Annotated in this window: 21 protein-coding genes, 1 pseudogene and 1 riboswitch; of the genes and pseudogenes, 9 read left to right on the forward strand and 13 right to left on the reverse strand. The window is 70.8% G+C overall.

Features of this window, described 5'->3' with window-relative positions; translation table 11 throughout:
* The 3 genes from V8688_RS23920 to V8688_RS23930 all read right to left on the reverse strand — a co-directional run.
* Positions 1 to 1,786 (reverse strand): BTAD domain-containing putative transcriptional regulator (locus V8688_RS23920; RefSeq protein ID WP_342801735.1); only part of this gene is annotated, 1,786 nt, incomplete at its 3' end.
* 57 nt (positions 1,787 to 1,843) lie between these two features.
* The gene (locus tag V8688_RS23925; protein WP_316573609.1) at positions 1,844 to 2,527 is read right to left on the reverse strand and encodes a hypothetical protein; all 684 of its coding nucleotides are present in this window, start codon (positions 2,525 to 2,527) and stop codon (positions 1,844 to 1,846) included.
* Between the two features lie 132 nt (positions 2,528 to 2,659).
* Entirely contained in the window at positions 2,660 to 4,081 is a 1,422-nt protein-coding gene (locus V8688_RS23930) for an MFS transporter (RefSeq protein ID WP_342801736.1), read from the reverse strand.
* 207 nt (positions 4,082 to 4,288) lie between these two features.
* Between V8688_RS23930 and V8688_RS23935 the strand changes: the two genes are divergently transcribed.
* The 3 genes from V8688_RS23935 to V8688_RS23945 all read left to right on the forward strand — a co-directional run bounded on the left by V8688_RS23935 (position 4,289) and on the right by V8688_RS23945 (position 7,745).
* Entirely contained in the window at positions 4,289 to 5,029 is a 741-nt protein-coding gene (locus tag V8688_RS23935) for a TetR family transcriptional regulator (RefSeq protein WP_342801737.1), read from the forward strand.
* Between the two features lie 63 nt (positions 5,030 to 5,092).
* A riboswitch (SAM riboswitch) is annotated at positions 5,093 to 5,203 on the forward strand.
* An 80-nt stretch (positions 5,204 to 5,283) separates the two neighbouring features.
* Positions 5,284 to 6,600, forward strand: a complete 1,317-nt coding sequence (locus tag V8688_RS23940) for a bifunctional o-acetylhomoserine/o-acetylserine sulfhydrylase (protein ID WP_218717344.1) — start codon at positions 5,284 to 5,286, stop codon at positions 6,598 to 6,600.
* Positions 6,597 to 7,745, forward strand: coding sequence for a homoserine O-acetyltransferase (locus tag V8688_RS23945; protein WP_218717343.1), 1,149 nt, complete (start codon positions 6,597 to 6,599; stop codon positions 7,743 to 7,745). Before V8688_RS23940 ends, V8688_RS23945 begins: the two co-directional genes overlap by 4 nt.
* Before the next feature lie 13 nt (positions 7,746 to 7,758).
* Here V8688_RS23945 and V8688_RS23950 read toward each other — a convergent pair whose 3' ends face one another.
* Entirely contained in the window at positions 7,759 to 8,403 is a 645-nt protein-coding gene (locus V8688_RS23950) for a helix-turn-helix domain-containing protein (protein WP_342801738.1), read from the reverse strand.
* 151 nt (positions 8,404 to 8,554) lie between these two features.
* Here V8688_RS23950 and V8688_RS23955 point away from each other — a divergent pair, with 151 nt between their 5' ends.
* On the forward strand, positions 8,555 to 9,511 hold the full coding sequence (locus V8688_RS23955) for an oxygenase MpaB family protein (protein WP_218717341.1): 957 nt from the start codon (positions 8,555 to 8,557) through the stop codon (positions 9,509 to 9,511).
* A 13-nt stretch (positions 9,512 to 9,524) separates the two neighbouring features.
* Here the strand turns inward: V8688_RS23955 and V8688_RS23960 are convergent, their stop codons facing one another.
* Positions 9,525 to 9,902, reverse strand: a complete 378-nt coding sequence (locus tag V8688_RS23960) for a helix-turn-helix domain-containing protein (RefSeq protein ID WP_308248411.1) — start codon at positions 9,900 to 9,902, stop codon at positions 9,525 to 9,527.
* 69 nt (positions 9,903 to 9,971) lie between these two features.
* On the opposite strand from V8688_RS23960, the gene V8688_RS23965 reads away from it, so the two are divergent.
* The gene (locus V8688_RS23965; protein WP_218717340.1) at positions 9,972 to 10,613 is read left to right on the forward strand and encodes a nitroreductase family protein; all 642 of its coding nucleotides are present in this window, start codon (positions 9,972 to 9,974) and stop codon (positions 10,611 to 10,613) included.
* Here the strand turns inward: V8688_RS23965 and V8688_RS23970 are convergent.
* On the reverse strand, positions 10,606 to 10,932 hold the full coding sequence (locus V8688_RS23970; protein WP_308248410.1) for a DUF3017 domain-containing protein: 327 nt from the start codon (positions 10,930 to 10,932) through the stop codon (positions 10,606 to 10,608). The two genes, V8688_RS23965 and V8688_RS23970, sit on opposite strands and share 8 nt — an antisense overlap.
* A 99-nt stretch (positions 10,933 to 11,031) precedes the next feature.
* On the opposite strand from V8688_RS23970, the gene V8688_RS23975 reads away from it, so the two are divergent.
* Positions 11,032 to 11,496, forward strand: coding sequence for a tRNA (cytidine(34)-2'-O)-methyltransferase (locus V8688_RS23975; RefSeq protein WP_218717339.1), 465 nt, complete (start codon positions 11,032 to 11,034; stop codon positions 11,494 to 11,496).
* A gap of 318 nt (positions 11,497 to 11,814) precedes the next feature.
* Positions 11,815 to 11,973, forward strand: a complete 159-nt coding sequence (locus tag V8688_RS23980) for a hypothetical protein (RefSeq protein ID WP_342801739.1) — start codon at positions 11,815 to 11,817, stop codon at positions 11,971 to 11,973.
* A 9-nt stretch (positions 11,974 to 11,982) separates the two neighbouring features.
* On the opposite strand, the gene V8688_RS23985 is transcribed toward V8688_RS23980, so the two are convergent.
* The 5 genes from V8688_RS23985 to V8688_RS24005 all read right to left on the reverse strand — a co-directional run bounded on the left by V8688_RS23985 (position 11,983) and on the right by V8688_RS24005 (position 18,617).
* Positions 11,983 to 12,210, reverse strand: coding sequence for a DUF167 domain-containing protein (locus tag V8688_RS23985; RefSeq protein ID WP_218717337.1), 228 nt, complete (start codon positions 12,208 to 12,210; stop codon positions 11,983 to 11,985).
* Positions 12,170 to 13,123, reverse strand: coding sequence for a DUF4349 domain-containing protein (locus V8688_RS23990; RefSeq protein ID WP_218717336.1), 954 nt, complete (start codon positions 13,121 to 13,123; stop codon positions 12,170 to 12,172). The genes V8688_RS23985 and V8688_RS23990 overlap by 41 nt, the downstream gene beginning before the upstream one ends.
* A gap of 187 nt (positions 13,124 to 13,310) precedes the next feature.
* Positions 13,311 to 14,309 (reverse strand): M48 family metalloprotease, encoded by a 999-nt coding sequence (locus tag V8688_RS23995; protein WP_342801740.1) that lies wholly within the window; start codon positions 14,307 to 14,309, stop codon positions 13,311 to 13,313.
* A gap of 78 nt (positions 14,310 to 14,387) precedes the next feature.
* Entirely contained in the window at positions 14,388 to 18,095 is a 3,708-nt protein-coding gene (locus V8688_RS24000) for an error-prone DNA polymerase (RefSeq protein WP_342801741.1), read from the reverse strand.
* A gap of 66 nt (positions 18,096 to 18,161) precedes the next feature.
* Positions 18,162 to 18,617: a hypothetical protein gene (locus V8688_RS24005; protein ID WP_218717333.1), complete on the reverse strand. Its 456-nt coding sequence runs from the start codon at positions 18,615 to 18,617 to the stop codon at positions 18,162 to 18,164.
* Between the two features lie 132 nt (positions 18,618 to 18,749).
* Between V8688_RS24005 and V8688_RS24010 the strand changes: the two genes are divergently transcribed.
* Both V8688_RS24010 and V8688_RS24015 read left to right on the forward strand, forming a co-directional pair.
* A complete protein-coding gene (locus tag V8688_RS24010; protein ID WP_218717332.1) occupies positions 18,750 to 19,721 on the forward strand; it encodes an SDR family NAD(P)-dependent oxidoreductase in 972 nt (323 codons plus the stop codon).
* 82 nt (positions 19,722 to 19,803) lie between these two features.
* Entirely contained in the window at positions 19,804 to 21,024 is a 1,221-nt protein-coding gene (locus tag V8688_RS24015) for a cytochrome P450 (RefSeq protein WP_218717331.1), read from the forward strand.
* Here the strand turns inward: V8688_RS24015 and V8688_RS24020 are convergent.
* On the reverse strand, positions 21,004 to 21,927 hold the full coding sequence (locus V8688_RS24020) for a sucrase ferredoxin (RefSeq protein ID WP_218717330.1): 924 nt from the start codon (positions 21,925 to 21,927) through the stop codon (positions 21,004 to 21,006). The genes V8688_RS24015 and V8688_RS24020 overlap by 21 nt on opposite strands.
* Positions 21,928 to 22,027: 100 nt before the next feature.
* Positions 22,028 to 22,934: pseudogene (locus tag V8688_RS24025) on the reverse strand (DNA polymerase Y family protein); the annotation flags it as partial.

Below are 22,934 nucleotides of genomic sequence, written 5' to 3' on the forward strand. Positions count from 1 at the left end.
GATGCGCCAGCCACGCCACCAGTTGGCGCAGGATCTGCAGGGTGGCGCTGTCGGCGCGATGGACGTCCTCGAGGATCACCAGCACGGGCCCGTCGACCAGTCGCTGCGCGCAGGCCCGCGCCACCGCCCGCGCGATGCCGAACGGACCGGCTTCCCGCTCCGCCTCCGCACCGAGCCCTTCGAGCAGATGCGTCCAGGCCCACGCCGCGGGCGCACCGTCGACCTCCGGACACGCGGCCCCGGCGACGGTCCACCCGTCCCCGGCCAGCACCTGGGCCAGGGCCTCGCTCTGCGTCGTCTTCCCCGCTCCCGCTTCCCCTTCCAGCCATACCACCCGGGCCCGCCCGTGCGCCACTACCTCGGCCGCCTCGGCGCGCAGCGCCGCCCGTTCGGCGTCGTAGCCGACCGCGTCCGCGCTGAACCGCGCTCGCGGGGCGGGCCGATCCGGACCACCGTCGGCCCCGGCGGCCTTCGCCGCACCCACTCCCCCGACACCCGCGCTCGCCGAGGTCGCCGAGGTCGCCGAGGTCGCCGAGGTCGCCGAGGTCGCCGAGGTCGCCGAGGCATTGTCGCCGACAGATCGCGCCGGGTGTCCGACGCGGTGGTCGGTGAGCGGCTCCGCCTCCGCGAAGGTCACCGGCGGCCCACCGTCGGCAGACCGCACGGCTTCGGTCGAACCGATCGCCGAGCCTCTCGACTCCCCACCACCGGCGGGCTGAGCTTGTCCAGCCGACGAATCCACCAGACCCGGCCGCGCCGGTCCAGCCGACGGTTCCACCAGACCCGCCTGCGCAGGTCCAGCCGACGGTTCCACGAGACCCGGCCACGCTTGTCGAGCAAACGGTTGCACCGGATCGGTCTGGGCTGATCCACCCGATGATTGCACCGAGTCGGCAGGGTGTACCGCGCCGGTCGATCCCTGCACCCAGTCGGCCGGGCGTACCGCGCCGGTCGATCCCCGCACCGGCTCGACGAAGTGCACCGCCCCGGTCGATTGCTGCGTCGGCTCGGCGAGGTGCGCCGCGGCAGTCGAGTGCGTCGGTGGCAGGTCCAGTTCCGGGGCGTGGGTGAGGATGGCGGTTTCGAGGGCGGCGAGGGCCGGGCCGGGCCGGACGCCGTATTCGGTGTCCAGGTAGTCGCGGACCCGGCGGAGGGTGGCCAGGGCGTCGAGCTGGCGGCCCAGGCGGTAGTGGGTCAGTGCCAGGAGGCGGGCGGCGTTCTCGCGGTCGGGGTGATCGGTGACGTGGGGGTGCAGCAAGGCCAGGGCCTCGTCGGACCGGCCGAGCGCCAGGGCCGCTTCGGCCCGGCGTTCGACGGCGACGCGGCGGAGTTCGTGCAGGCGGGTGGCTTCCGGGACGACCCAGTGGGCCGTCGCGAAGGGAGCGTAGGGCTCACCGTGCCAGCACGCCAGGGCCGCACCGAGCGCCGCGTAGCGCTGCGCCGGATCGGTGTGATCGCCGTCGGCGAGCAGGCGTTCGAAGTGCCACGCGTCGACCGCGGACCGGTCGAGCCGCAGTGCGTAGCCGGGGGCCTCGGAGATCAGCACGGTGGCCGGGGCGCGGGGCGGGCGATCGGGTTCGAGGGCGCGGCGCAGGTAGGAGATGTGGGCCTGGAGGGCGCCCAGGGCCTTCGGCGGCGGGTCGCCCGCCCACAGGTCGTCGATCAGGCGATCGGTCGAAACCACCTCGCCGCCGGCGAGCACCAGACGGGCCAGGAGCGCGCGCTGACGCGGTCCACCCAGATCGGCGGGCCGCCCACCCACCTCGACCCGCAACGGGCCGAGCACTTCGATGCGTACGGCGGGCGTGCCGCCGTACGGTCCTTCGTCTTCGATGCGGTCAATCTACCTGGCGATACGCACCCCCGCGAGGCCGATCGCCACACCCTGGGCGACGGTTCCGGGGATGATCCACCAGCCCTCCGCGCCGGGCAGCACCCCGGGCAGCATCGCCGCGACCGTCATCGACAGCGTGCCCAGGATGATCAGCACGCCGGACCAGCGGCCGAACACGGCGGCGGGCCGGATCAGCGCGTACACCGCGAGCAGCACGAACCCGAGCAGCAACGCCAGCGACAGCGGCGCGAGCACCGCGGCCGAGGCGTCGGCGATCTCGGTCGCGGCGTGGTGGTCGAGATGGGTGCTGACGAACACCTCGTGATAGGCCCCGATCGGGATCACCACCGCCAGCCCGGCGAACAGCAACCCGTGCGCGAGGGTGAGCATCTTGCCCGCCCGCTCGTCACCCGGCCTGCGGATGGCCCGGATCAGCGCGGGCAGCCCGACCGCCATCAGCACCGCGCCGACCGCGAAGGTGAGATGCGCGGCCGCCCAGGTGGCCGCCTGCTCGGAGGACTCGGCGTGTTCCAGCGGATGCATGAGGTTGCCCGCCGCCCACAGGGCCGCGCCCACGGCCAGGACCACTGCCCTGCCCCGATCCCGACTCCCCGGCGGGACGGAGCTCGACGTGCGGTCGGCGGAATGCGCTAGCGCGGTGTTGTTCGCCTCATCGGCGGTCTCGATAGTCATGCACAGAGCGTGACCGCGGCCGATTGGCGCCCACTTGCGAACGAATTGCGATCGCCTGGCCCGCGCGCCGCCGCCCGGCACACACGCGAGCCCCGCCTGCCGAAACGGCGTGCGGGGCCCGGTGCTCCGAACTCAGACCGCGACCGGCACCCGGGTGGCGTGCTCGTCGCCTTCGATCAGGTTCTCCGGCTTGTCCCTGATCATCACCGCGATCACCACGGCGGCGGCGAGGAAGAACCCGGCGCCGACGTAGAACGCGACGTCGTAGCTGTAGATCGAGGCGCGTTCGACGAGGTGGTCGATAGTCGGGTTGTCGGTCGCGTAGTTCTTCGCGGCCTGCACCGACAGCGTCGTCAGCAAGGCGGTGCCGACCGCGCCGCCGACCTGCTGAGCCGCGTTGAGCAGGGCGCTGGCCACACCGGAGTCCGCGGCGTCGACCTGATGCAGCGCGACGGCCTGCATCCCGACGAACAGCGGGCCCATGCCGAGCGCGATCAGCAACTGCGCGGGCAGCACGCTCAGCGCGTAACCGTCGCCGTAGCCGAGCTGGGCCAGCCACAGCAGGCCGACGGTGCCGAGCAGCGCGCCGACGACCATCAGCGGACGCGGGCCGAGCTTGGGCATCAGCGCGCTGGTGACACCGGCCGAGACCGCGATGCCCACCGGGAACGGCAGGAACGCGACGCCCGCTTTCAGCGGCGAGTAGCCGAGGGTGTTCTGGTAGTAGAAGCTCAGGAACAGGAACATCGCGAACATGGCGATCGGGATCAGCAGCGCGGCCAGCAGCGCGCCGCCCCGGTTGATCTCGCCCGGAATGCGCAGCGGCAGGAGCGGATTCGACGAACGCGCCTCGATGACGACGAAGGCGATCAACAGCGCGAAGCCCACCCCGAGCAGGCCGAGCGTGCTGCCTGCCAGCCAGCCGTCCTCGGCGGCGCGACTGAATCCGTACACGATCGACACCAGGCCCGCCGTCACCGTGACAGCGCCGGGCAGGTCGTAGCCGCCCAGGCGCGGCGCGGGCACATCGCGGACGATGACCGCCAGCGCGCCGAGCAGCGCGACGATCGCGACGGGGGTGTTCATCAGCAGCGTCCAGCGCCAGGACACATATTCGGTGAGCGCGCCGCCCACGATCAGCCCGACCGCGACGCCACCGGCCGAGATGCCGGCGAACACCGCGAACGCGCGGGCCCGTTCCTTCACGTCGGTGAACGTGACCGACAGCAGCGACAGCGCCGAGGGGGCGAGCAGCGCGGCGAACGCGCCCTGCAGGCCACGCCCGAGGAACAGCTGCAATCCGTCCTGGGCGAGTCCGGCCAGGGCCGATGCGGCGGCGAAGCCGACCAGGCCGATCAGGAAGATCCGCCTGCGGCCGAGGTAGTCGGCCATCCGGCCGCCGAGCAGCAGCAGGCCGCCGAAGATCAGCGTGTAGGCGGTGAGCGCCCATTGTTTGTCGCCCTCGCTGATGCCGAGGTCTTTCTGGGCGAACGGGAGCGCGATGGTCACGACGGTGGCGTCGAGGATCACCATCAACTGCGCGGAGGCGAGCACGGCGAGCGCCCACCAGCGTGTCGAACTCTGTTGTATCTCAGTAGGTTTCGCATCTATTTCGGTGCCGGTCACCGCGGACTCCTAGTCACTCGAAGGCTCGCGCTCAATCCTGACACCGTGAGACAATTGGCGTCAAGAGAAAAATGTCTTACTGCGACATTTGACGTGCGAGGACAGATGAATCGGGTGGGGCGGTAATCTGGAGGAATGCTGGACTCGACCACTCCGATCAGCGCGGACCGGACGACCGAACCCGCAGCCCCTACCGGGCCCGATCGCGCGCCGACCGGCCTGCGCGAACGCAAGAAGCTGCAGACCAAGGCGGCGATCGTGGAGATCGGGCTGAACCTGTGCGACTCACAGGGCTTCGACGCGACCACCGTCGAGCAGATCGCCGCGGGCGCCGACGTCTCCCCCCGCACGGTGAACCGGTACTTCCCGATGAAGGAAGACATCGTGCTCGCCCCGATCGACGACTTCGGGCTCGCCGTCGCCGTCGCGCTGGGTGAGCAACCGCGCACCGACAACGAGCTACAGGCGCTGTGCGGCGCCTACCTGCAGGTCATCGACACCGAGGCCGATGCCGACGGCGCGCGGTTCCTGCGCCAGTTCCTGCAGATGCAGCGGATCATGCGCGCCAGCCAGGCCGTGAACGCGCGGGCACTCGAGTACGCCGAGAAGAAGAACATCGCAGTCTGCGCGCGACTGGCCGAGCGGATGTCGACGACCCCGGACGACTTCTCGGTCCGGCTGGTGGCAGGCACCTGGCAGATGCTGTGTCACCTCTCGCTCGTCTCGGTCGAGGACGCGTTGCTCAGCTCGACCCCCGAGGCCGCCGCGCTGGTCACTCGCAACGCCGTTCTGCGCGCCTACCACGAGCTTCGGCGCATCTGCGGCGCCCAGCCGGACCCCGACACGCCAGCGGTCGGCACACCGGCGGCGGAGTGATCCACGGCATGAAACCGGGGGAAGTTTCCGCGCGGGCGCAATCGCCGGTTAACATGTCGGCAAGGTCATGAGTACCAGTGCCAAGCCCCGGCTCGCTGGTCGGCAACCCTCCAGCTGCGGTGGGGTGCTCCGGGTGATGACCGGGCTCCCGAAGGCCGGGAGCAAGCGCGCATCGCAGGAGGCCCCCATGTGTTGTTGTCCGTCGATCCAACCCATCTGACGCGAAACACCGGCGAACAACCCTGGAGCTTTTCATGACCGACTCTGCCCTGCCCGAGAACTGGTCCTTCGAGACCAAGCAGATCCACGCGGGCCAGTCCCCCGACGCGGCCACCAACGCGCGGGCGCTGCCGATCTACCAGACCACCTCCTACACCTTCCGCGACACCGATCACGCCGCCGCGCTGTTCGGTCTCGCCGAGCCGGGCAACATCTACACCCGGATCATGAACCCCACCCAGGACGCCGTCGAGCAGCGCGTCGCCGCGCTCGAGGGTGGCGTCGCGGCGCTGCTGCTGGCCTCGGGCCAGGCCGCCGAGACCTTCGCGATCCTGAACCTGGCCAACGCGGGCGACCACATCGTGTCCAGCCCGCACCTCTACGGCGGCACGTACAACCTGTTCCACTACTCGCTGCCCAAGCTCGGCATCGAGGTCTCCTTCGTCGAGGATCCCGACGACCTGGCGCAGTGGCAGGCCGCCATCCGGCCCAACACCAAGGCGTTCTACGGCGAGACCATCGCCAACCCGAGCAGTGCCGTGTTCGACATCCCCGGCATCGCCGAGATCGCGCACAAGGCGGGCATCCCGCTGATCGTCGACAACACCGTCGCGACCCCGTACCTGATCCAGCCGCTGGCCCACGGCGCCGACATCGTCGTGCACTCGGCGACGAAGTACCTCGGCGGGCACGGTGCGGCGGTGGCCGGCGTGATCGTCGACGGCGGCACCTTCGACTGGACCGTGCGCGATGCCGACGGCAACGCCCGTTTCCCCGGCTTCACCGAGCCCGATCCCAGCTACCACGGCGCGGTCTTCGCCGACCTGGGCGCGCCCGCCTTCGCGCTCAAGGCGCGCGTCCAGCTGCTGCGCGACCTGGGCGCGGCGGTGTCGCCGTTCAACGCGTTCCTCATCGCCCAGGGCATCGAGACGCTGAGCCTGCGGGTCGAGCGGCACGTCGCCAACGCCGAGGCCGTGGCGAAGTTCGTCGCCGAGCAGCCGGGCGTCGAGGCCGTGCACTACGCCGGTCTCGAATCCTCGCCGTGGTACGCGCGGGCCAAGCAGCTGGCCCCCAAGGGCGCGGGCGCGATCGTCGCGTTCGAGCTGCGCGGCGGCGTCGACGCGGGCAAGAAGTTCGTGGACGCGCTCAGCCTCCACAGCCATGTCGCTAACATCGGTGATGTGCGTTCTCTCGTGATCCACCCGGCGTCGACCACGCACTCGCAGTTGACGCCCGAGGAGCAGCTGGCCTCCGGCGTGACCCCGGGGCTGGTCCGGCTCGCCGTGGGCATCGAGGGCATCGACGACATCCTGGCGGATCTGCGCGCCGGTTTCGCGGCGGCGAACACGTGACTGTGAGCACCGAATCGCCGATCGCCCGTCCCGCAACCGGTGTGGCCCTGCTGCCACCGCCGGACGGGCGACTCGGCGTGGTCGCCATCGGGGACGTCGCGCTGGAGAACGGCGCCGTGGTCCCCGATGTGCGGCTGGCGGTGCAGCGCTGGGGCGAGCTCTCGCCCGCACTCGACAATGTGGTGCTCGTCGAACACGCCCTGACCGGTGACTCCCACGTCATCGCCAGCGCCGACAATGCCCAGCCCGGCTGGTGGGAGGGCATGGTCGGCCCCGGCGCGCCGATCGACACCGACGAGTGGTGTGTCATCGCGACCAACGTGCTCGGCGGCTGCAAGGGCAGCACCGGGCCGTCCTCGCTCGCGCCCGACGGCGCGCCGTGGGGTTCGCGGTTTCCCGACCTGACCATCCGTGACCAGGTCACCGCCGAGGCGCAGCTGCTCGATCTGTTCGGGATCGAGCGGCTGGCCGCCGTCGTCGGTGGATCGATGGGTGGCATGCGGGTACTGGAGTGGATCGTCGGACAGCCGGGGCGGTCGGCGGCCGCGCTGGTGCTGGCCGTCGGCGCCCGTGCCACCGCCGACCAGATCGGCACCCAGACCACCCAGATGGCCGTCATCACGGCCGACCCCGACTGGCAGGGCGGCGATTACCACGGCACCGGCCGCGCGCCGATGACCGGCATGGGCCTGGCCCGGCGCATCGCGCACCTGACCTACCGCACCGAAGGCGAGCTCGACCACCGCTTCACCAATCGTCCCCAGGGCGACGAGGATCCGTGGACGGGCGGGCGCTACGCGGTGCAGAGCTACCTCGAGCACCAGGCCGAGAAGCTGTGTCAGCGCTTCGATCCGGCCACCTATGTGCTGCTCAGCGAGGCCATGAACCGCCACGACATCGGTCGCGGCCGGGGCGGGATCGCCGCGGCGCTGGCCGCGACGACGGTGCCGGTCGTGGTGGGCGGCGTCGATTCCGATCGGCTCTACCCCCTGCACACCCAGGCCGAGCTGGCCGAGGGGCTGCCGGGCTGCGCCGGACTCGAGATCGTGCACTCGCGCGACGGGCACGACGGCTTCCTCACCGAGGCCGCCGCGGTGTCCAAACTGCTCACCGAAACCATGCGGCTGGCCCGCGAGAACCGCTGACGGCCGGGCCTTTTCAGTCCCGTGTCGTCCCGGCCAGCAGGGTCATGATCGAGCGCACATAGGCCTGCAGCCGTTCGCGCGGATACTCCTCGGGTTCACTGACCGCGAGCCTGCCGAGCATCTCGGCGACCGTGAGGGTCGAGTTCGCGAGCAGTCCCGCGTCCATCGCCGCCCAGCGCGGTGACATCGCGATGCCCACGCGGACAAGGGCTTCCGCGCGGGCCAGGATCTCCGCCCTGGCCGCCGTCAACGCCGCGCGATACTCGTCCGGCGCGCTCGCCGGGGTCGCCAGGATCAGCCGCCAGCGGGTCGGATTCGCCAGTGCCACACCGACGAACGCCTCGACGGTCGCCGAGGCGGCGGCGAGCGGCTCGGTGTCGACCAGGTTCTCCGGCAGTGTGTCGGCGATCTGCTCCAGACCGCGTTCACGTTCGCGTTCCAGCAGCGCCTCGACGAGTTCGGCACGGGTCTTGAACACGGTGTAGAGCACCGGCTTGCCGACGCCGGCCTCCTGCGCGACGGCCTCCATGCTCAGTTCGTGCAGTTCCCTGCGCTCGAGCACGGTGAACGCGGCGTCGAGGAGCTGGGCGCGGCGTTCGTCCGGTGGCAGGCGCGGGGCATAGCGGCGCCGCGGTGATCGGTCCTGCGTCGCGGTCACGCGCTCCTCCTGTCGTCGCCTGGACGATACCCCGGTACCGGGCTCCCGGCACCAATCCTACGCAACCGTTGTATTCATTTCGAGCGATTGCTACGGTGGTGTTGTATTCATTTGCGAGGGCTTCCTCGGCAACTGCAAAGGAGCAGGTGCAATGACATTCGATGCGTCGACTCTGCGTCGCGACGACTACGGCTTCTTCGGCCCGGACTCCCCCACCTGGAAGGTGTGGGCGGCACCGACCGCGCTGATCGGGTTCCAGCGCGCGGTCACGCTCGAGCACTTCGACCCCTTCCTCACCGCCGCGGTGGCCGATTCGCACGGGATCTACGACAATCCCGCCACCCGCCTGGACCACACGCTGTCCTACTTCCTGCTGGTCGCGCTCGGCGACGGCCGCACCGCCATCCAGGCCGCCGAGCACCTGATGAAGGTGCACGCGCCGATGACCGGCATCGAACCGATCAGCGGCAAGCGCTACAGCGCCAACAGCCCCGACTCCCAGCTGTGGATCCACGTCACCGGTTGGCATTCGGTCCTCAAGGCCTACGAGATGTTCGGCCCCGGCCCGCTGAGTCCGGCCGAAGAGGACCGATACTGGGCCGAGTGCGTGATCGCCGCCGAACTCCAGACCTGCAAGCCCGCGGATGTGCCGCGCAATCGTGACGAGGTGCGCGCCTACTTCGCGCGGGTCCGGCCGCAATTGTGCGTCAGCGAGCGGGCCGTGCGGGCCATGCACTTCCTGCTGTGGCCGTCGGCGAGCAAGGGCATGACGTTCGCCGTCGGTGGCCGCGTGCTGTCGCTGGCGACGATCGCGACGCTACCCACCTGGATGCGCGAGCTCGGCCGGTTCGATCGGCCGGGCATCGTCGACGCGTCGGCGCGGCTCCCGTGGAAGGCGCTCGTGTGGGCCACCGCGCGCCGCGACAACCGCGGACTGATCCTGGCCAGCCCGTTCGTCGCGAAGACGACCGGACAGATCCTGGCCGCGCACGCCGCCGCCGCCCCGCCGCGCACCCGGTCGACGATCAGCCCCGCCGAAGCCCGTGAGCGCTACGGCAACACCGGCACCCGCAGCCTGTGGGAACAGCGGGTCGTCGAGTCCGCCTGATCGCGTCGACCGATCATGGCGCCGTCGCGTGCCTGGCCTTCTCGATGCGATTGATGTTCGTCTCGACCCATTCCCGCAGTGCCGCGATCGGCTCGCGCAGGCTGTGGCCGAGATCGGTGAGCGTGTACTCGACTCGCGGCGGCACCGTGGGATACACCGTGCGCGCGACGAATCCGTCGTGCTCGAGCTGACGCAGGGTCTGGGTGAGCATCTTCTGGGAGATGCCGTCGATGCGTCTGCGCAGATCGGTGTAGCGCAGGGTGCCCTCGGCGAGGGCGTCCACGATCAGCACCGTCCACTTGCCTGCGATGTGGTCGAGGACCTCGCGGGTGGGACATTTGGCCGAGTAGACGTCGGCGGGCAGGCCGGTGGCCTCGTGAATCGTGCGCACCTCACCGAGTCTAACGCACAAAAAGGTGCCTACTTCCCAATGGAGAGTGACTCTCCGATAGTAGGAATCATGAACACACAGACACTTTCGGTCACCGAGGCCATCCGCACCCGTCGCACCGTCCGCCACTACCGGCCCGAGCCGCTCGATCCCGCACTGCTCGACGAACTGCTCGAGCTGGCCGTGCAGGCGCCGAGCGCCTGGAACATGCAGGACCGCTCGATCGTCGTCGTCACCAGCGAAGCGGGCCGCAAGGCGCTCTCGGCGGCGGCGTTCGGTCAGCCGCAGCCGCTGGAGGCGCCCGCGGTGCTGGTGTTCGTCGCCGATCCGACGGCCTGGACCGGCGCCAACGCCGATATCGCCGAGCAGGCGACGCGCAACGGGGCGTGGAACGAGCAGTTCCTGGCGAAGTTCGACTCGCGCGCCGACTATCACTCGATGCGCGAGCGCGGGCTGCTGCGCGAGAACGCCGTGAAGAACGCGATGATCGCGGCCACCTACGTGATGCTCGCCGCGACCGGGCTCGGACTCGACTCCGCGCCGATGAACGGTTGGGACGAAGCGCTGGTCAAGCAGGCGATCGGCATCGACGCCGACGCCGAGACCGCGATCGCGGTCATGGTCGCCGTCGGCTACGGCGCGGGCACGCCGCCGCACCCCGGCCGCAGGCCGCGGGAGCGCGCGGTGTTCACCGAGCGCTATCTCAGCTGACGCCCAGGGTGTTGATGGTGGCGGCGAGGAAGACGATGGCGCTGCCGAGCGCGGTCAGGGTGGCCACGTCGAACGGACGACTGCGGACGGCGAGCAGGCCGACCTGCACCGTCGGCAGGCACAGCCGGAAGGCGGCGGCCACCAGGGCCGCGCTGCCGAAGATGATCGCGCCGCGCCGCCACCGATCCCAGGCGACGAACACGATCGCGACCAGGATCAGCGCGCTCACCACGGTCATCGGCAGGTGACTGCGCAGGTACTGCTCCCCCGCGCTCAACCGCACGACCCGATGCTTCCCGGTCGTCTCCGCCTTGTTCACGGCCCCGATTGTTCCAGACGCGGCCGCGCGGCGGGCGCCCCGCGCCCGATGGGTGGGGCGAACCGGGCGCGCGAGCCCGGCATGACAGAGTGATGCGCTGTGCTGCACCTGATCTTTCACAACCCCGTGATCCCGCCCAACACCGGCAACGCGATCCGGCTGGCCGCGGGGACCGGTTGCGCGCTGCATCTGATCGAGCCGCTCGGCTTCGACCTCTCGGAGTCGAAACTGCGCCGGGCCGGGCTGGACTATCACGACCTCGCGGTGGTGACGGTGCATCCCGACCTGGCCACGGCGTGGGCGGCCATCGCGCCGGACCGGGTGTTCGCGTTCACCACCCAGGCGACCACCCGCTTCACCGAGGTCGCCTACCGCGACAACGACGCCCTGCTGTTCGGCACCGAACCGACCGGCCTGCCCGCCGAGGTCCTCACCGACCCGCACATCACCGACCAGGTCCGCATCCCGATGCTGCCCGGCCGCCGCTCGATGAACCTGTCCAACGCCGCGGCGGTCGCGGTCTACGAGGCCTGGCGCCAACTCGGCTTCCCCGGCGCCGTATAGCAGTCGCTCGAGCGCGACACGAGCGAGGGAGCCGATCGCGAATCGATCCTGAGCGCGCTGGACGACGCCCGTGGCGAGTGACGAGTACGTGCTCGACGCCCCGGCCGCCTCGACCGCGCTGCTGCGCAAGGACGCCGTCGGGACCGCCGTCGGACGGCTGATCGAGGCCAGCACCTGCCACGCGCCACATCTCATCGATGCCGAAGTCGGTAATGTGCTGCGCCGCCATGAGCGCAAGGGCCTGATCGACCCCGATACCGCCACGATCGGCCTGCGCATGCTGGCGACGATGGTCGATCGGCGCTATGCCCACCAGGGATGGCTCAGCGAGCAGGACTGGCTGTCCGTCACACGATCACCTTCTACGACGGCCTCTATGCCGCGCTGGCGGCACGACTCGATGTTCCACCGCTCACCAGCGACGCGCGGCTCAGCAGAACACCCGGATTGCCGTGCCGGGTCGAAGTCATCGACTGAGCTCCGGCGTCAGTCGTCGATGTCGAAACGCTTGAAGCGGGAGGTGGCGCCGCCGGTCAAGCGCACCGCCGATTTGGCGACGCCGAAGTGGTCGGCGAGGAGTTCGATGGCGGCCTTGTTGGCCTTGCCCTCGACGGCCGGGGCGCGGACGTAGAGGGTGAGGGTGCCGTCGTCGGCGACTTCGACCAGTGGGCCTTTACGGCTGTTCGGTTTGATCGTCGCCCGTACGGTCGGCATCGGTCGGTTCCTCCTCGGGTGTCTGCGCGGCCGCAGGGGTTTTCGCGACGGGCGGCGCGGGGCGGCGACGGCGCAGCGCGGTCCGCAGCACCAGCCAGATCACCCCGCCGAGGACGGCGAGGAAGCCGAGCCACGGCACCGCCTTGCCCGCGAAGACGACGGCGTCGTGGAGCCAGTCGATCAGCGAGTTCCACCCGGCGACGATGCCGTCCCAGAAGTTGTCCGGATCGCCGGGGGCGTCCTTGTCGTCGGCGGTGAAGGTGAGGGTGAGCGTGGACAGCGCGACCTGGTCGTCGAGGGAACGCTTCTGCGCGGTGAGACTGTCGAGTTCGCCCTGCCTGCTGGCCAGCGCCTCCTCGGCGGCGATCAGGTCGGCGGTGTTGGTCGCGCCCGCCATGAGCGCGCGCAACCGGTCGACCGAGGCGCGCAGGGCGCTGATCCGGGCGTCGAGGTCCTGCCACTGCATGGTGACATCGTCGCGATTGGTGCTCACCCTGGTGACGGTGCCGACCCCGTCGAGCCCGGTGATGAAGGCATCGGTCTTGTCCGCGGGCACCCGCACGCTGAGCACGGCGCGCGGCGCGCGGTCGTCGGTCCCCGGCTGTTCGGTGCGGCTGTCGATCCGCCCACCGAGCACACGCACCTGCTCGGTGACCTGCGCCGCCGCGCCGATCGGATCACCCGAGGTGACATCGACCGACCCGGTGATCACCTCTTTGCGGTCCGAATCCGGTGGCGCCGGACTCTCTTTCGCCGGCGCCCCCTCCCGATACCCCGGCGCCACCGCCGCGGCGGGGCCCGAGATCGTCGGCGAGGACGCGTGATCGGCCGGACTCTCGCTCACGTCGTTCCCACACCCGGCCAGCAATACCAGCCCGAGCACCCCGACCATCACCACCGCAAGCTTGCGCATGATCGCAGCGTAATGCGCGAGTGGCCCGAGCGGGCCCACCCGCGGATCTACACGTCGGCGGGCAGGACGCGGAACGCGTCGGCGAGGTCGAGCCGAAGGCCCTCGTACTCGGCCCGGATGAGCTGGGCCGCGGCGAGATCGCGGTGCACGAGCTGGTCCAGCTCGGCGAGATCACCGCAGTCGCAGGTCAGTGAGTTCGGTGGGCGTAGCGGTCGAGTTCGGCGAGGCGGTCATCGAGGCGGGGGTGGGTGGCGAGCAGGGTGGGGACCTCGGTGAGGTAGGCGGAGCCGGGAAACGTCGAACGGTCGTACACGAGTCGCAGGACGTGGCGGAAGTCGTCGAGGTAGCCGAGGTCGACGACAACGCGGTCGGCCAGGAATTCGAGGCGCTGCGACAGCCGGGGCCGGATCAGCGGCTGGAGAGCGGCCAGAGCCAGGGCGAGTGCGGAACCCCAGGGGCCGAGCAGCAGTGCGAGTGCCGCGAAGAGCAGGCAGGCGGCGGTGCCGTAGGCCAGGACGGCCGGGGCCGCGAGCAACGTGGTCGCGGCGGCCACACCGAGAGCGGAATAGCGCAGGGCGGCGATCACGCGGTTCGAGAATCGCAACAGGCGCGGGTGCAACGGAACCATCAACCGGTCCGCCGGCGCGAAAACAGCGCGTACCAGCCACTCGAATGGCCACCGATACCACCGGATCACCGACCGCCAGGTGGCGGTGTCCTGCAGGCGATGTCCGAGTTCGTGGGCGATCAGCGCTTCGAGCTGCCGCTCGGTGAAAGCCTCGACGGCAGCGCGGGTGACACTGACATAGCCGCTGGCGTTGACGGCTCCGTTGACGGCCTCGGAACGCATGACCCACACCGTGGTCGTGGCGGCGGGCACACCGGCGGCCTCGGCGACCCGCGCCCACGCGCGGTTCACCCGGTCGTGTTCATCCGGCAGGTCCCGTTCCGACGACAGCGCCATCGCCCCCAGCAGGAGCCGGCGCCAGCCCAGCATCACCGGGCCCGACGCCACCCACAGCACGGCGACCAGCACCGCGACCCAGTTCGCCGACAGCGCCGCGATTCCCACCAGCAGCCAACCGCTCAGCACGATCGATGGCAGCGACGCCAGCAGATCCACCACGGCCCAGTGGTAGCCCTGCCGGTAGGTCACCGACAGTGCGTTCAGTTCGGAGTGCGACATGCGGCCCCCACGATTCGATGCTCCACTTCCTTGATACCGCAGCGATTCCCGGATGTCCGGCATCGATTCGGCAGTGGTTCAACGGAAGTCGCGGGAGCGGGCGGCGATGGTGAGGTCGAGGTGTTCGAGGTGGTCGGCCAGGACACTGGCCGCGCCCTCGGCGTTCTGGACGCGGCCGCGGATCAGCAGTGCGGTCGCGTTCTGGGCCAGCCGGCGGTAGCGGGCCCACAGACCCACCGAGCAGACGACATTGACCATGCCGGTCTCATCTTCCAGGTTGAGGAAGGTGACGCCCGCCGCGGTGGCTGGACGCTGCCGGTGGGTGACCGCGCCCGCGACCAGGATGCGGGTGCCGTCTTCGACGAGCAACAGGTCGGCGGCCGGGACGACACCGAGCGAGTTCAGGTGCGCGCGCAGGAATTCGGTGGGATAGCTGCCGGGCGAGATGCCGCTGGCCCAGACGTCGGCGGCGGCGAGTTCGAGTGCGCTCATGCCGGGCAGGGACGGGGCGACGGTCGCCGGTCCGGTACCGGGCAGCAGGTGCGGACGCTCGCCCGCCGCGGCACCCGCAGCCCACAGCGCGGCCCGGCGCACGCTGCTGCCGCGCCCGGTGACCGGGCGTTCGTCCGCCCGATCGGCCGAATCCGGCGGTACGCGCACCGTCGCACCCGCTCGATCCACCGTCATGACATCGTCGACCGCGCGCGCGGCGGCTCGACTCGTCCCGGCCGCGGCACCGCGAAATCGCTGCTCGCCGGACCAGGGCACCGCATCGACCAGGCGGTCCAGCGCCCCCGCGGTGGCCAGTGACTCCGCCTGGGCGACAGTCAGTTCCACGCGTCCGGTGAGGTCGAGCATCGAGGTGAACGGGCCCGCCTCGGTGCGCTCGGCGACGATCCGCTCGGCGAGATCGGTGCCGATGTGGCGGACGCCGGACAGGCCGAGCCGGATCTCGGTGCCCACGTTCTCCAGGGTGGCCTCGGCCAGGCTGGCGTTGATGTCGGGCCCGTGCACCAGCACACCGTGGCGGCGGGCGTCGGCGACCAGCGACTGCGGGGAGTAGAAGCCCATCGGCTGGGCGCGCAGCAGTCCGGCGCAGAACGCGGCCGGATGATGCAGCTTGAACCAGGACGAATAGAACACGATCGAGGCGAAACTCTGCGAATGACTCTCCGGGAAGCCGAAATTGGCGAAGGCGTAGAGCTTCTCGTAGATCCGGTCGGCGACGGCGCCGGTGATGCCGTGCAGGTCGCGCATGCCCTGGTAGAGGCGGTCCTTGAGCCGTTCCATCTTCTCCGGTGAGCGCTTGGAGCCCATCGCGCGGCGCAGCTGGTCGGCTTCGGCGGCGCTGAACCCGGCGACGTCGACCGCCATCTGCATCAGCTGCTCCTGGAACAGCGGGACGCCCAGCGTGCGTTCGAGCGAATTCTCCAGCGCCGGATGGTCGTAGACGACCTTCTCCAGCTTGTTGCGCCTGCGGATGTACGGGTGCACCGACCCGCCCTGGATGGGACCGGGCCGGATCAGCGCCACCTCCACCACCAGGTCGTAGAAGGTGCGCGGCTTCAGCCGGGGCAGCGTCGCCATCTGCGCGCGCGACTCCACCTGGAACACCCCGATCGAGTCGGCGCGCTGCAACATCTCGTAGACGGCGGGTTCGGCGAGATCGAGCGCGTGCAGTTCGACCTTCTCGCCCTTGTGCTCACGCACCAGGTCGATCATGTAGTGCAGCGCCGAGAGCATGCCGAGGCCGAGCAGGTCGAACTTCACCAGACCGACGGCGGCGCAGTCGTCCTTGTCCCACTGCAAGACGCTGCGCCCCGCCATCCGCGCCCACTCCACCGGGCACACGTCGGCGATCGGCCGATCGCAGATCACCATGCCGCCGGAGTGGATGCCCAGATGCCGGGGCAGGCCGTCGAGCTCGCCGGCGAGCTCGAGCACCGGTGCCGGGATATCGGTGCCCTGCTCCGCCGACACCCCCGACCAGCGGCTCACCTGTTTGCTCCAGGCGTCCTGCTGCCCCGGCGAGAAGCCCAGCGCCCGTGCGGCATCGCGCACCGNCTGCTCCGCCGACACCCCCGACCAGCGGCTCACCTGTTTGCTCCAGGCGTCCTGCTGCCCCGGCGAGAAGCCCAGCGCCCGTGCGGCATCGCGCACCGAGGACTTGCCGCGATAGGTGATGACGTTGGCCACCTGGGCGGCGTAGTCGCGGCCGTACTTGGCGTAGACGTGCTGGATGGCCTCCTCGCGCCGATCGGACTCGATGTCGACGTCGATGTCGGGCGGGCCGTCGCGTTCGGTGGACAGGAAGCGTTCGAACAGCAGCTCGTTGCGCACCGGATCGACATTGGTGATGCCGATGGCGTAGCAGACCGCGGAGTTGGCGGCCGAGCCCCGGCCCTGGCACAGGATGTCGCTGCGCTTGCAGAAGTCGACGATGTCGTGCACCACCAGGAAGTACCCGGGGAAGGTCATCTTCTTGATCACCGCGAGCTCGTGCTCGATCTGCGCGTACGCCTTCGGATTCCGCTCCGGCGGACCATAGCGCTCGGCCGCGCCGCGATAGCTCAGCTCGCGCAGCCACGAATCCTCGTCGTGCCCGGCGGGGACCTCGAACGGCGGCAGTTTCGGGGCGATCAGGCGCAGGTCGAAGGCGCACTCGCGCGCCAGTTCCGCCGCGTTGGCCACCGCGTGCGGGTACTCGGCGAACAGCGCGGCCATCTCCGCGCCGGAGCGCAGATGCGCGCCGCCGGTGGACGGGAGCCAGCCCGCCATCGCGTCCAGGCTGCTCCTGGACCGGATCGCGGCCAGCGCCATGGCTCGGCGACGCTGGGCGGGCGAGGCGAAGTGCGCGCCGGTGGACGCCAGGACCGGCAGTCCGAGGCGGTCGGCGAGCGCGACCAGGTACTCGTTGCGCTCGTCGTCGGTGGCGATGCCGTGGTGGGTGAGTTCGACGCTCACCCGGTCGGCGCCGAAACGTTCGATCAGCTCACGCAGCGCCGCGTCGGCTTTCGGCAGCCGGGTGTCGCCCGCGCGCAGGTCCTGTTCCATGGCCAGACGCAGATGCCCCTTCCGGCACCCGGTCAGAATGTGCCAGTGACCCGCAGCGGCGGCGGTGAGCGTGTCGAGGTCGTAGCGCAGGACGCCCTTCTCCCCGGCTGCCATGTGCGCCGCCGACATCTGCCGCGACAGCAGGCGATACCCTTCCTGCCCGCGCGCCAGCACCAGCAGGTGCGGCCCGTTCGGGTCGGGAGTCCCCGTGCGCGGCAGCGCGTCCGGGGCGTCGGCGTGGCCGCCGACCGCACCCCGGGGATCACCGATCGGCCGCAGCCCGCCCCGGGGAACAGAACGGCGCCTGACCGCATCCCCTCGGCCAGGCGCCGCCTCCGCATCGGTTCCCAGTGACAGTTCGGCACCGAAAACCGTTGGCATTCCCCATTCTCTGGCCGCCTCGGCGAACCGGACGGTCCCGTAGAACCCGTTGTGATCGGTGAGCGCGAGCGCCTCGAGCCCCAGGCGCACCGCCTCCTCCACCAGTTCCTCCGGCTGACTCGCGCCGTCGAGGAAGCTGTAGGCGGAATGGGCGTGCAGCTCGGCGAAGGGCACCGTCGACACGGTGGGCCTGGCGATCGAGTTCGCCTCGTACGCACCGCGTTTGCGCGACCAGGCCGGGCTGTCACCGCCGTCGCCGGGATGCATCTCCTCGGCCGGACGGCGGGACGGCCTGCCCGACAGCACCCGTTCCAGTTCCGACCAGGTCGGCGGACCGTTGCTCCAGCCCACGCGCCCACTCCTCTCACGGCCCCCGCATCACCCGCACCTCCCACTCGATCGCGGTTGCCCGACCCCTCAACTCGCGGGCAAACGCTCCATCGATTGCGACTCCAGCGCGGCCTCCACATGCCCCAGACCCGACCGGATCACCGCGCCGTAGGCATCGTTGGCGAGCACGTCCAGGTGCCCGCGCGCGATGGTCAGCTGCATCCGCGCCATGTCGAAATCACCGACGCGACGGTGACTGTCGGCCAGATTCAGATACAGCGAGGGCAAGAATCCGCGCAGTCCCTCGTCCAGCGGAACGCCCGGCCCGAACACCGCGGCCAGCGCCCGCTGATCCCAGAGCAGCGCGCCCTCCGGCAACTCCTGCACATCCGCCAGGTGATGCGCGATCACGCAGCGATGCAACGGGTCGCCGCCTTCCCCTACCTCGTCCCAGAGCCTGGTCAGCGCCGCGCGCGCCGCCTCCGGGTCGCCACCGCCGAGCCGCACCGCGGCATAGATATCCGCCATCCGATCGTCCGCCATGTGGCCCAGTATCGCACATACGTTCGAATGTTGGCGAGAGGTGTTCGAACATATTTTCGAGTTTTTCGCCAGGCCTGGTCCCGGAACTTACTTTGGAGTAAGTTCGAGGGAACGAGCTGCAAAGGAGCAGTGATGTCACAGGTTTCTCCCGGTACACAGGGCCGTCGCGGTCGGCGGCGGCACGATCTGACCGGCAGTCATGTCGTGATCACGGGCGCGTCGTCCGGGATCGGGCGCGCCGCCGCGCTGGCGGTCGCCGACAAGGGCGCCGTGGTCTTCCTCCTCGCCCGCCGCGGCGACGAACTGGGCGCCGTGGTCGCCGAGATCGTCGACGCGGGCGGCCGAGCCCACGGCTATCAGTGCGACGTCACCGACGCCGAGTCCGTCGAGTCGACCGTCGAGGCGATCCTCGACCAGCACGGCCACGTCGACATGCTGGTGAACAACGCGGGCCGGTCCATCCGCCGCGCCATCCACCGGTCCACCGATCGCCTGCACGACTTCGAGCGCACCATGGCGGTCAACTACTTCGGCGCGCTGCGGATGACGCTGGCGCTGCTGCCGCAGATGCGCGAACGCGGCTTCGGTCACATCGTCAACATCTCCAGCGCCGGCGTGCAGGTCGCCACCCCGCGCTTCTCCGCCTACCTCGCCAGCAAGGCGGCGCTGGACAAGTTCACCGAGGTCGCCGCCGTCGAAACCCTGGCCGACGGCGTCACTTTCACCACCATCCACATGCCGCTGGTGCGCACCCCGATGATCGCGCCGAGTGGCGACCAGGGCCCCTCCGAATCACCGGAGTGGGCCGCCGCCACCATCGTCCGCGCCCTCACCGAGCGCCCCAAGCGCATCGACGTCCCGCTCGGCACCTTCGCCGAGTACGGCGCGCTGCTCACCCCCAAGCTGCGCGACCGCATCCTGCACCGCTACTACCGCGCCCTGCCGGACTCCCCCGCCGCCAAGGGCGAATCGGTCGACCCCGCCGAACCGGCCGTCGAACCGACGGCGCCGCGAACGGAGCCGAAACCGAAGTCGGCGGCGCGCAAGGCCACCGGCAGCGCCCTGCGACGCGCCGCGCGCTGGGTGCCGGGTACCCATTGGTGAGTCGCGCGAAAGCTACTGTGTAGCAGCTGAATTCGCCCGATTTCCCGAGTTCGTGGCGACGCGGTCGGCGTAGCCTGGAGCCATGGCGGCGAATCACTCGGGCCCTGCGACGGTCGAGACCATCGGTAACGATTTCTACGACGATCCGCACTCCTACTATCGCCGATGGCGGGAGCGCGGGATCGTGCATCGGGTGCGGTTTCCGGACAACATCGTCCGGTGGGTGGTCCTCGACTACGCGGTGGGCCGGGCCCTGCTGGCGGATTCACGGCTGCACAAGGGCATCGCGGAACTCGCGGCGACCATGGCGAGCCGGACGGGGACACTGGTCGACAGCCGGGCGCTGGTGCTGTCCGATCACATGCTCAACACCGACGAGCCGGGGCACACCCGGCTGCGCAAACTGGTGAACAAGGCCTTCACCACCCGGCAGGTGGCGGTGCTGCGACCGCGCATCCAGGAGATCACCGACGCGCTGCTCGACGGATTCGCCGCCGAGGACGAGGTAGACCTGATGGCCGCCTTCGCCACTCCGCTTCCGGTGGCGGTGATCTGCGAGCTGCTGGGCGTGCCGTTCGCGGACCGCGACCGTTTCCAGGCCTGGACCCGACTGCTCGTCGGCGTGCACCGGCTCACCCAGGACGGCGCCACCGCCGCGATCGAGATGCACACCTACCTGTCGGACCTGGTGCGCGCCAAGCAGGAGCGGCCCGCCGACGATCTGCTCTCGCGGCTGGTGCTCGCCGACGACGACGGCGACCGCCTCACCGACCAGGAGCTGGTGGCGATGGCGTTCCTGCTGCTCGTCGCCGGACACGAGACCACGGTCAATCTGATCGGCAACGGCACCCTCGCGCTCCTGCGCGCGCCCGAACAGTGGCGGGCGCTGCTCGACGATCCCGCCGGCGTGCCCGCGGCGGTCGAGGAGTTCCTGCGCTTCGACGGCCCGGTGAACATGTCCACCGAGCGCGTCACGGCCGAGCCGATCACGGTGGGCGACATCGAGATTCCCGCGGGCGAGTTCGTCCACGTCGCGCTCGTCGCGGCCAACCGTGACCCGCACCGGTTCCCCGACCCCGACGATCTCCGGGTCGACGGCGCGGCGAACGGCCACCTCGCCTTCGGCCACGGCATCCATTTCTGTGTCGGCGCGCCGCTGGCCCGGCTGGAGGCCGAGATCGCCTTCACCGCGCTGCTTTCCCGTTTCCCCGCCCTGACGCTCGCCCCCGACGCCCACGATCCGCGGTATCAGACGAGCACCCTCATCCGCGGACTGACCGAACTACCGGTGCGCCTGCACTGACAGTTCCTCCACCGCGGCGGTTTCCAGGTAGGTGGCCGGTTTCGGCGCGCCGCCACAGCTGGCCTTGCGGGGCGGAGCGGGGACCGTGCGGGCGGTGACGCGCCAGCGGCGGCCGTCGCGATGGGTGACGACGGCGGCGCCGGCCAGGGTCGGGTCGGCGGTGTGGCTCGAATCGGGCTCGACGACCAGGGCGTCGGCGGGCAGGGCCGGGAACCGCTCGCGGACAGCGACTTCGGCGAGCTGGCCGATCGGGTCGTAGCAGCTGCGGCCGCGCAGGCCGGTGAGCGAGACGGCGCCGGTGTCGGCGGCGGCGAGCATGGCCTCGGCGGCGTCGGCGTCGACGCGGCCGTAGGTGAGACCGGACGGGAGCAGGACGACGGCGGGGGCGAAGCGGTGGCCGCCGGTGTGCGAGGCCTCCCAGACGCGGTCGGGATGGGCGGCGCCCAGGGTGGCGGCGATCGGGCGGCCGAGCCGGGCGCAGCACTGGTCGCGTTTGCCGTGCGCGCACACCAGGACCAGCGGCTCGTCCACGCGCGCACCGATTCCCGGCGGTGGGCCGTCGACCAGATGCAGGTCGATGTCGAGGAGCTGACGCAGGTCGGTGATCTCGAACCGCTCGCACCAGGAACCCTCGGGGCGCGAGCTGACCAGCAGCACGGTGCGGGTGCCGGTGAACTCGTTGCGGCCGGGACGGCGGATGAGGGTCGGGCGGACCTTCGCGGCGGTGGTGCGGGCGGCCAGTTCGGCGGTGATCTCCGGGCCGAGCACCTCGTCACCGATCACGTCGTGGCCCCAGGCGCCGGGATGCTCGATGCACAGCCAGCCGGTGACATGCGCCGCGGTGCCGAGCAGGGACAGCTCCGTCGCGGCCACCGAGCACGACATGCTCTCGAACGGGTTCATGACGGCTCCTTCCACGACCGATGTCCGGCCGATCCGGAACAGGCGTCGTTTCACTGTAGAACCGGCGCCGGAGCCAGCGGTAAGGGCACCCTGTGTTCGGTCATTCGTAGACGCCCTCGGCGTGCCAGGCGGCGGCGTCGTAGACGAGCAGCACGGCCCTGATCTCGGTGGGTTCGGCGTCGAGCTGGACCTGGGCGCGGGCGGCCGGACCCGCCTGCTCGGCGGCGGCCCACCAGCGCTCGTCCACCGGCCACGGGCCCGCCCAGCCGAGCAGTGCCCACTGCCTGCGACCCCAGTGCAGGCGGGCCGGGTCGGCGGTGAACAGGCCGCGGTCGGTGACCTCGACGGCGGTGCCGTCGGCGGCGGTCAGGTGCACGATGGGCCGGTGCAGGAGCAGCAGTGTCGGCGCGGGCTCGGGGAGCCGGCCGGGCCAGGGCTGAGACGGGTCGGCGGCCGGGGTGAGCTCGTCGCCGAGGGCGATCATGGTGATCCGCTCGGCGGGACCGCGCCCGCCGCTGAGCACGCCGACGCGCACCGCTTCGCCGCCGAGCAGGCCCTGCACCCGGACCAGCGCGCGGCGGGCCCGTTCGGTCTCCTCGCCCTCCCCGCCCCACAGGCCGAGTTGCAGCGCGCCCGCCGCGACCACCTCGACCGGTTCCAGGCGCAGCGCGACGATCGGCGCGGTCGGGCGATCGCGATGGGTGAGCCAGCCGTCGAGCTGCCAGCGGATGCGGTCGGCGGTGTCGAGCGGGGTGAGCGGGCGCGCGCAGCGCCAGATCCGCGAGAGTTCCTCCCCCGCCTCGGTGCGCGCGGTGACGGCCAGCCGGGTGCAGGCGACACCCGCGGCGGTGAGGGCGGTGTGCAACCGGGTCGCGAGGGTGCGGCCGGCGAAAGCGGCGGCGTCGACCCGGTCGATCGGCGGATCGCAGTCGAAGTCGACGCTCAGCTCCGGCGGTGGCCTGCGCGCGGAGGGCGCCCGCTCCGGCAGGGCGCGGGCGAGGCGGTGG

This window comes from Nocardia sp. No.11, from assembly GCF_038752175.1.
Lineage (GTDB): Bacteria > Actinomycetota > Actinomycetes > Mycobacteriales > Mycobacteriaceae > Nocardia > Nocardia canadensis.

Coding starts and splice junctions, on each gene's coding strand:
- V8688_RS23925 (WP_316573609.1), bottom strand. CDS start 2,527: ATGACTATCGAGACCGCCGATGAGGCGAACAACACCGCGCTAGCGCAT.
- V8688_RS23935 (WP_342801737.1), top strand. CDS start 4,289: ATGCTGGACTCGACCACTCCGATCAGCGCGGACCGGACGACCGAACCC.
- V8688_RS23940 (WP_218717344.1), top strand. CDS start 5,284: ATGACCGACTCTGCCCTGCCCGAGAACTGGTCCTTCGAGACCAAGCAG.
- V8688_RS23955 (WP_218717341.1), top strand. CDS start 8,555: ATGACATTCGATGCGTCGACTCTGCGTCGCGACGACTACGGCTTCTTC.
- V8688_RS23965 (WP_218717340.1), top strand. CDS start 9,972: ATGAACACACAGACACTTTCGGTCACCGAGGCCATCCGCACCCGTCGC.
- V8688_RS23980 (WP_342801739.1), top strand. CDS start 11,815: ATGGCTCAGCGAGCAGGACTGGCTGTCCGTCACACGATCACCTTCTAC.
- V8688_RS23985 (WP_218717337.1), bottom strand. CDS start 12,210: ATGCCGACCGTACGGGCGACGATCAAACCGAACAGCCGTAAAGGCCCA.
- V8688_RS23990 (WP_218717336.1), bottom strand. CDS start 13,123: ATGCGCAAGCTTGCGGTGGTGATGGTCGGGGTGCTCGGGCTGGTATTG.
- V8688_RS23995 (WP_342801740.1), bottom strand. CDS start 14,309: ATGTCGCACTCCGAACTGAACGCACTGTCGGTGACCTACCGGCAGGGC.
- V8688_RS24005 (WP_218717333.1), bottom strand. CDS start 18,617: ATGGCGGACGATCGGATGGCGGATATCTATGCCGCGGTGCGGCTCGGC.
- V8688_RS24010 (WP_218717332.1), top strand. CDS start 18,750: ATGTCACAGGTTTCTCCCGGTACACAGGGCCGTCGCGGTCGGCGGCGG.
- V8688_RS24015 (WP_218717331.1), top strand. CDS start 19,804: ATGGCGGCGAATCACTCGGGCCCTGCGACGGTCGAGACCATCGGTAAC.
- V8688_RS24020 (WP_218717330.1), bottom strand. CDS start 21,927: ATGAACCCGTTCGAGAGCATGTCGTGCTCGGTGGCCGCGACGGAGCTG.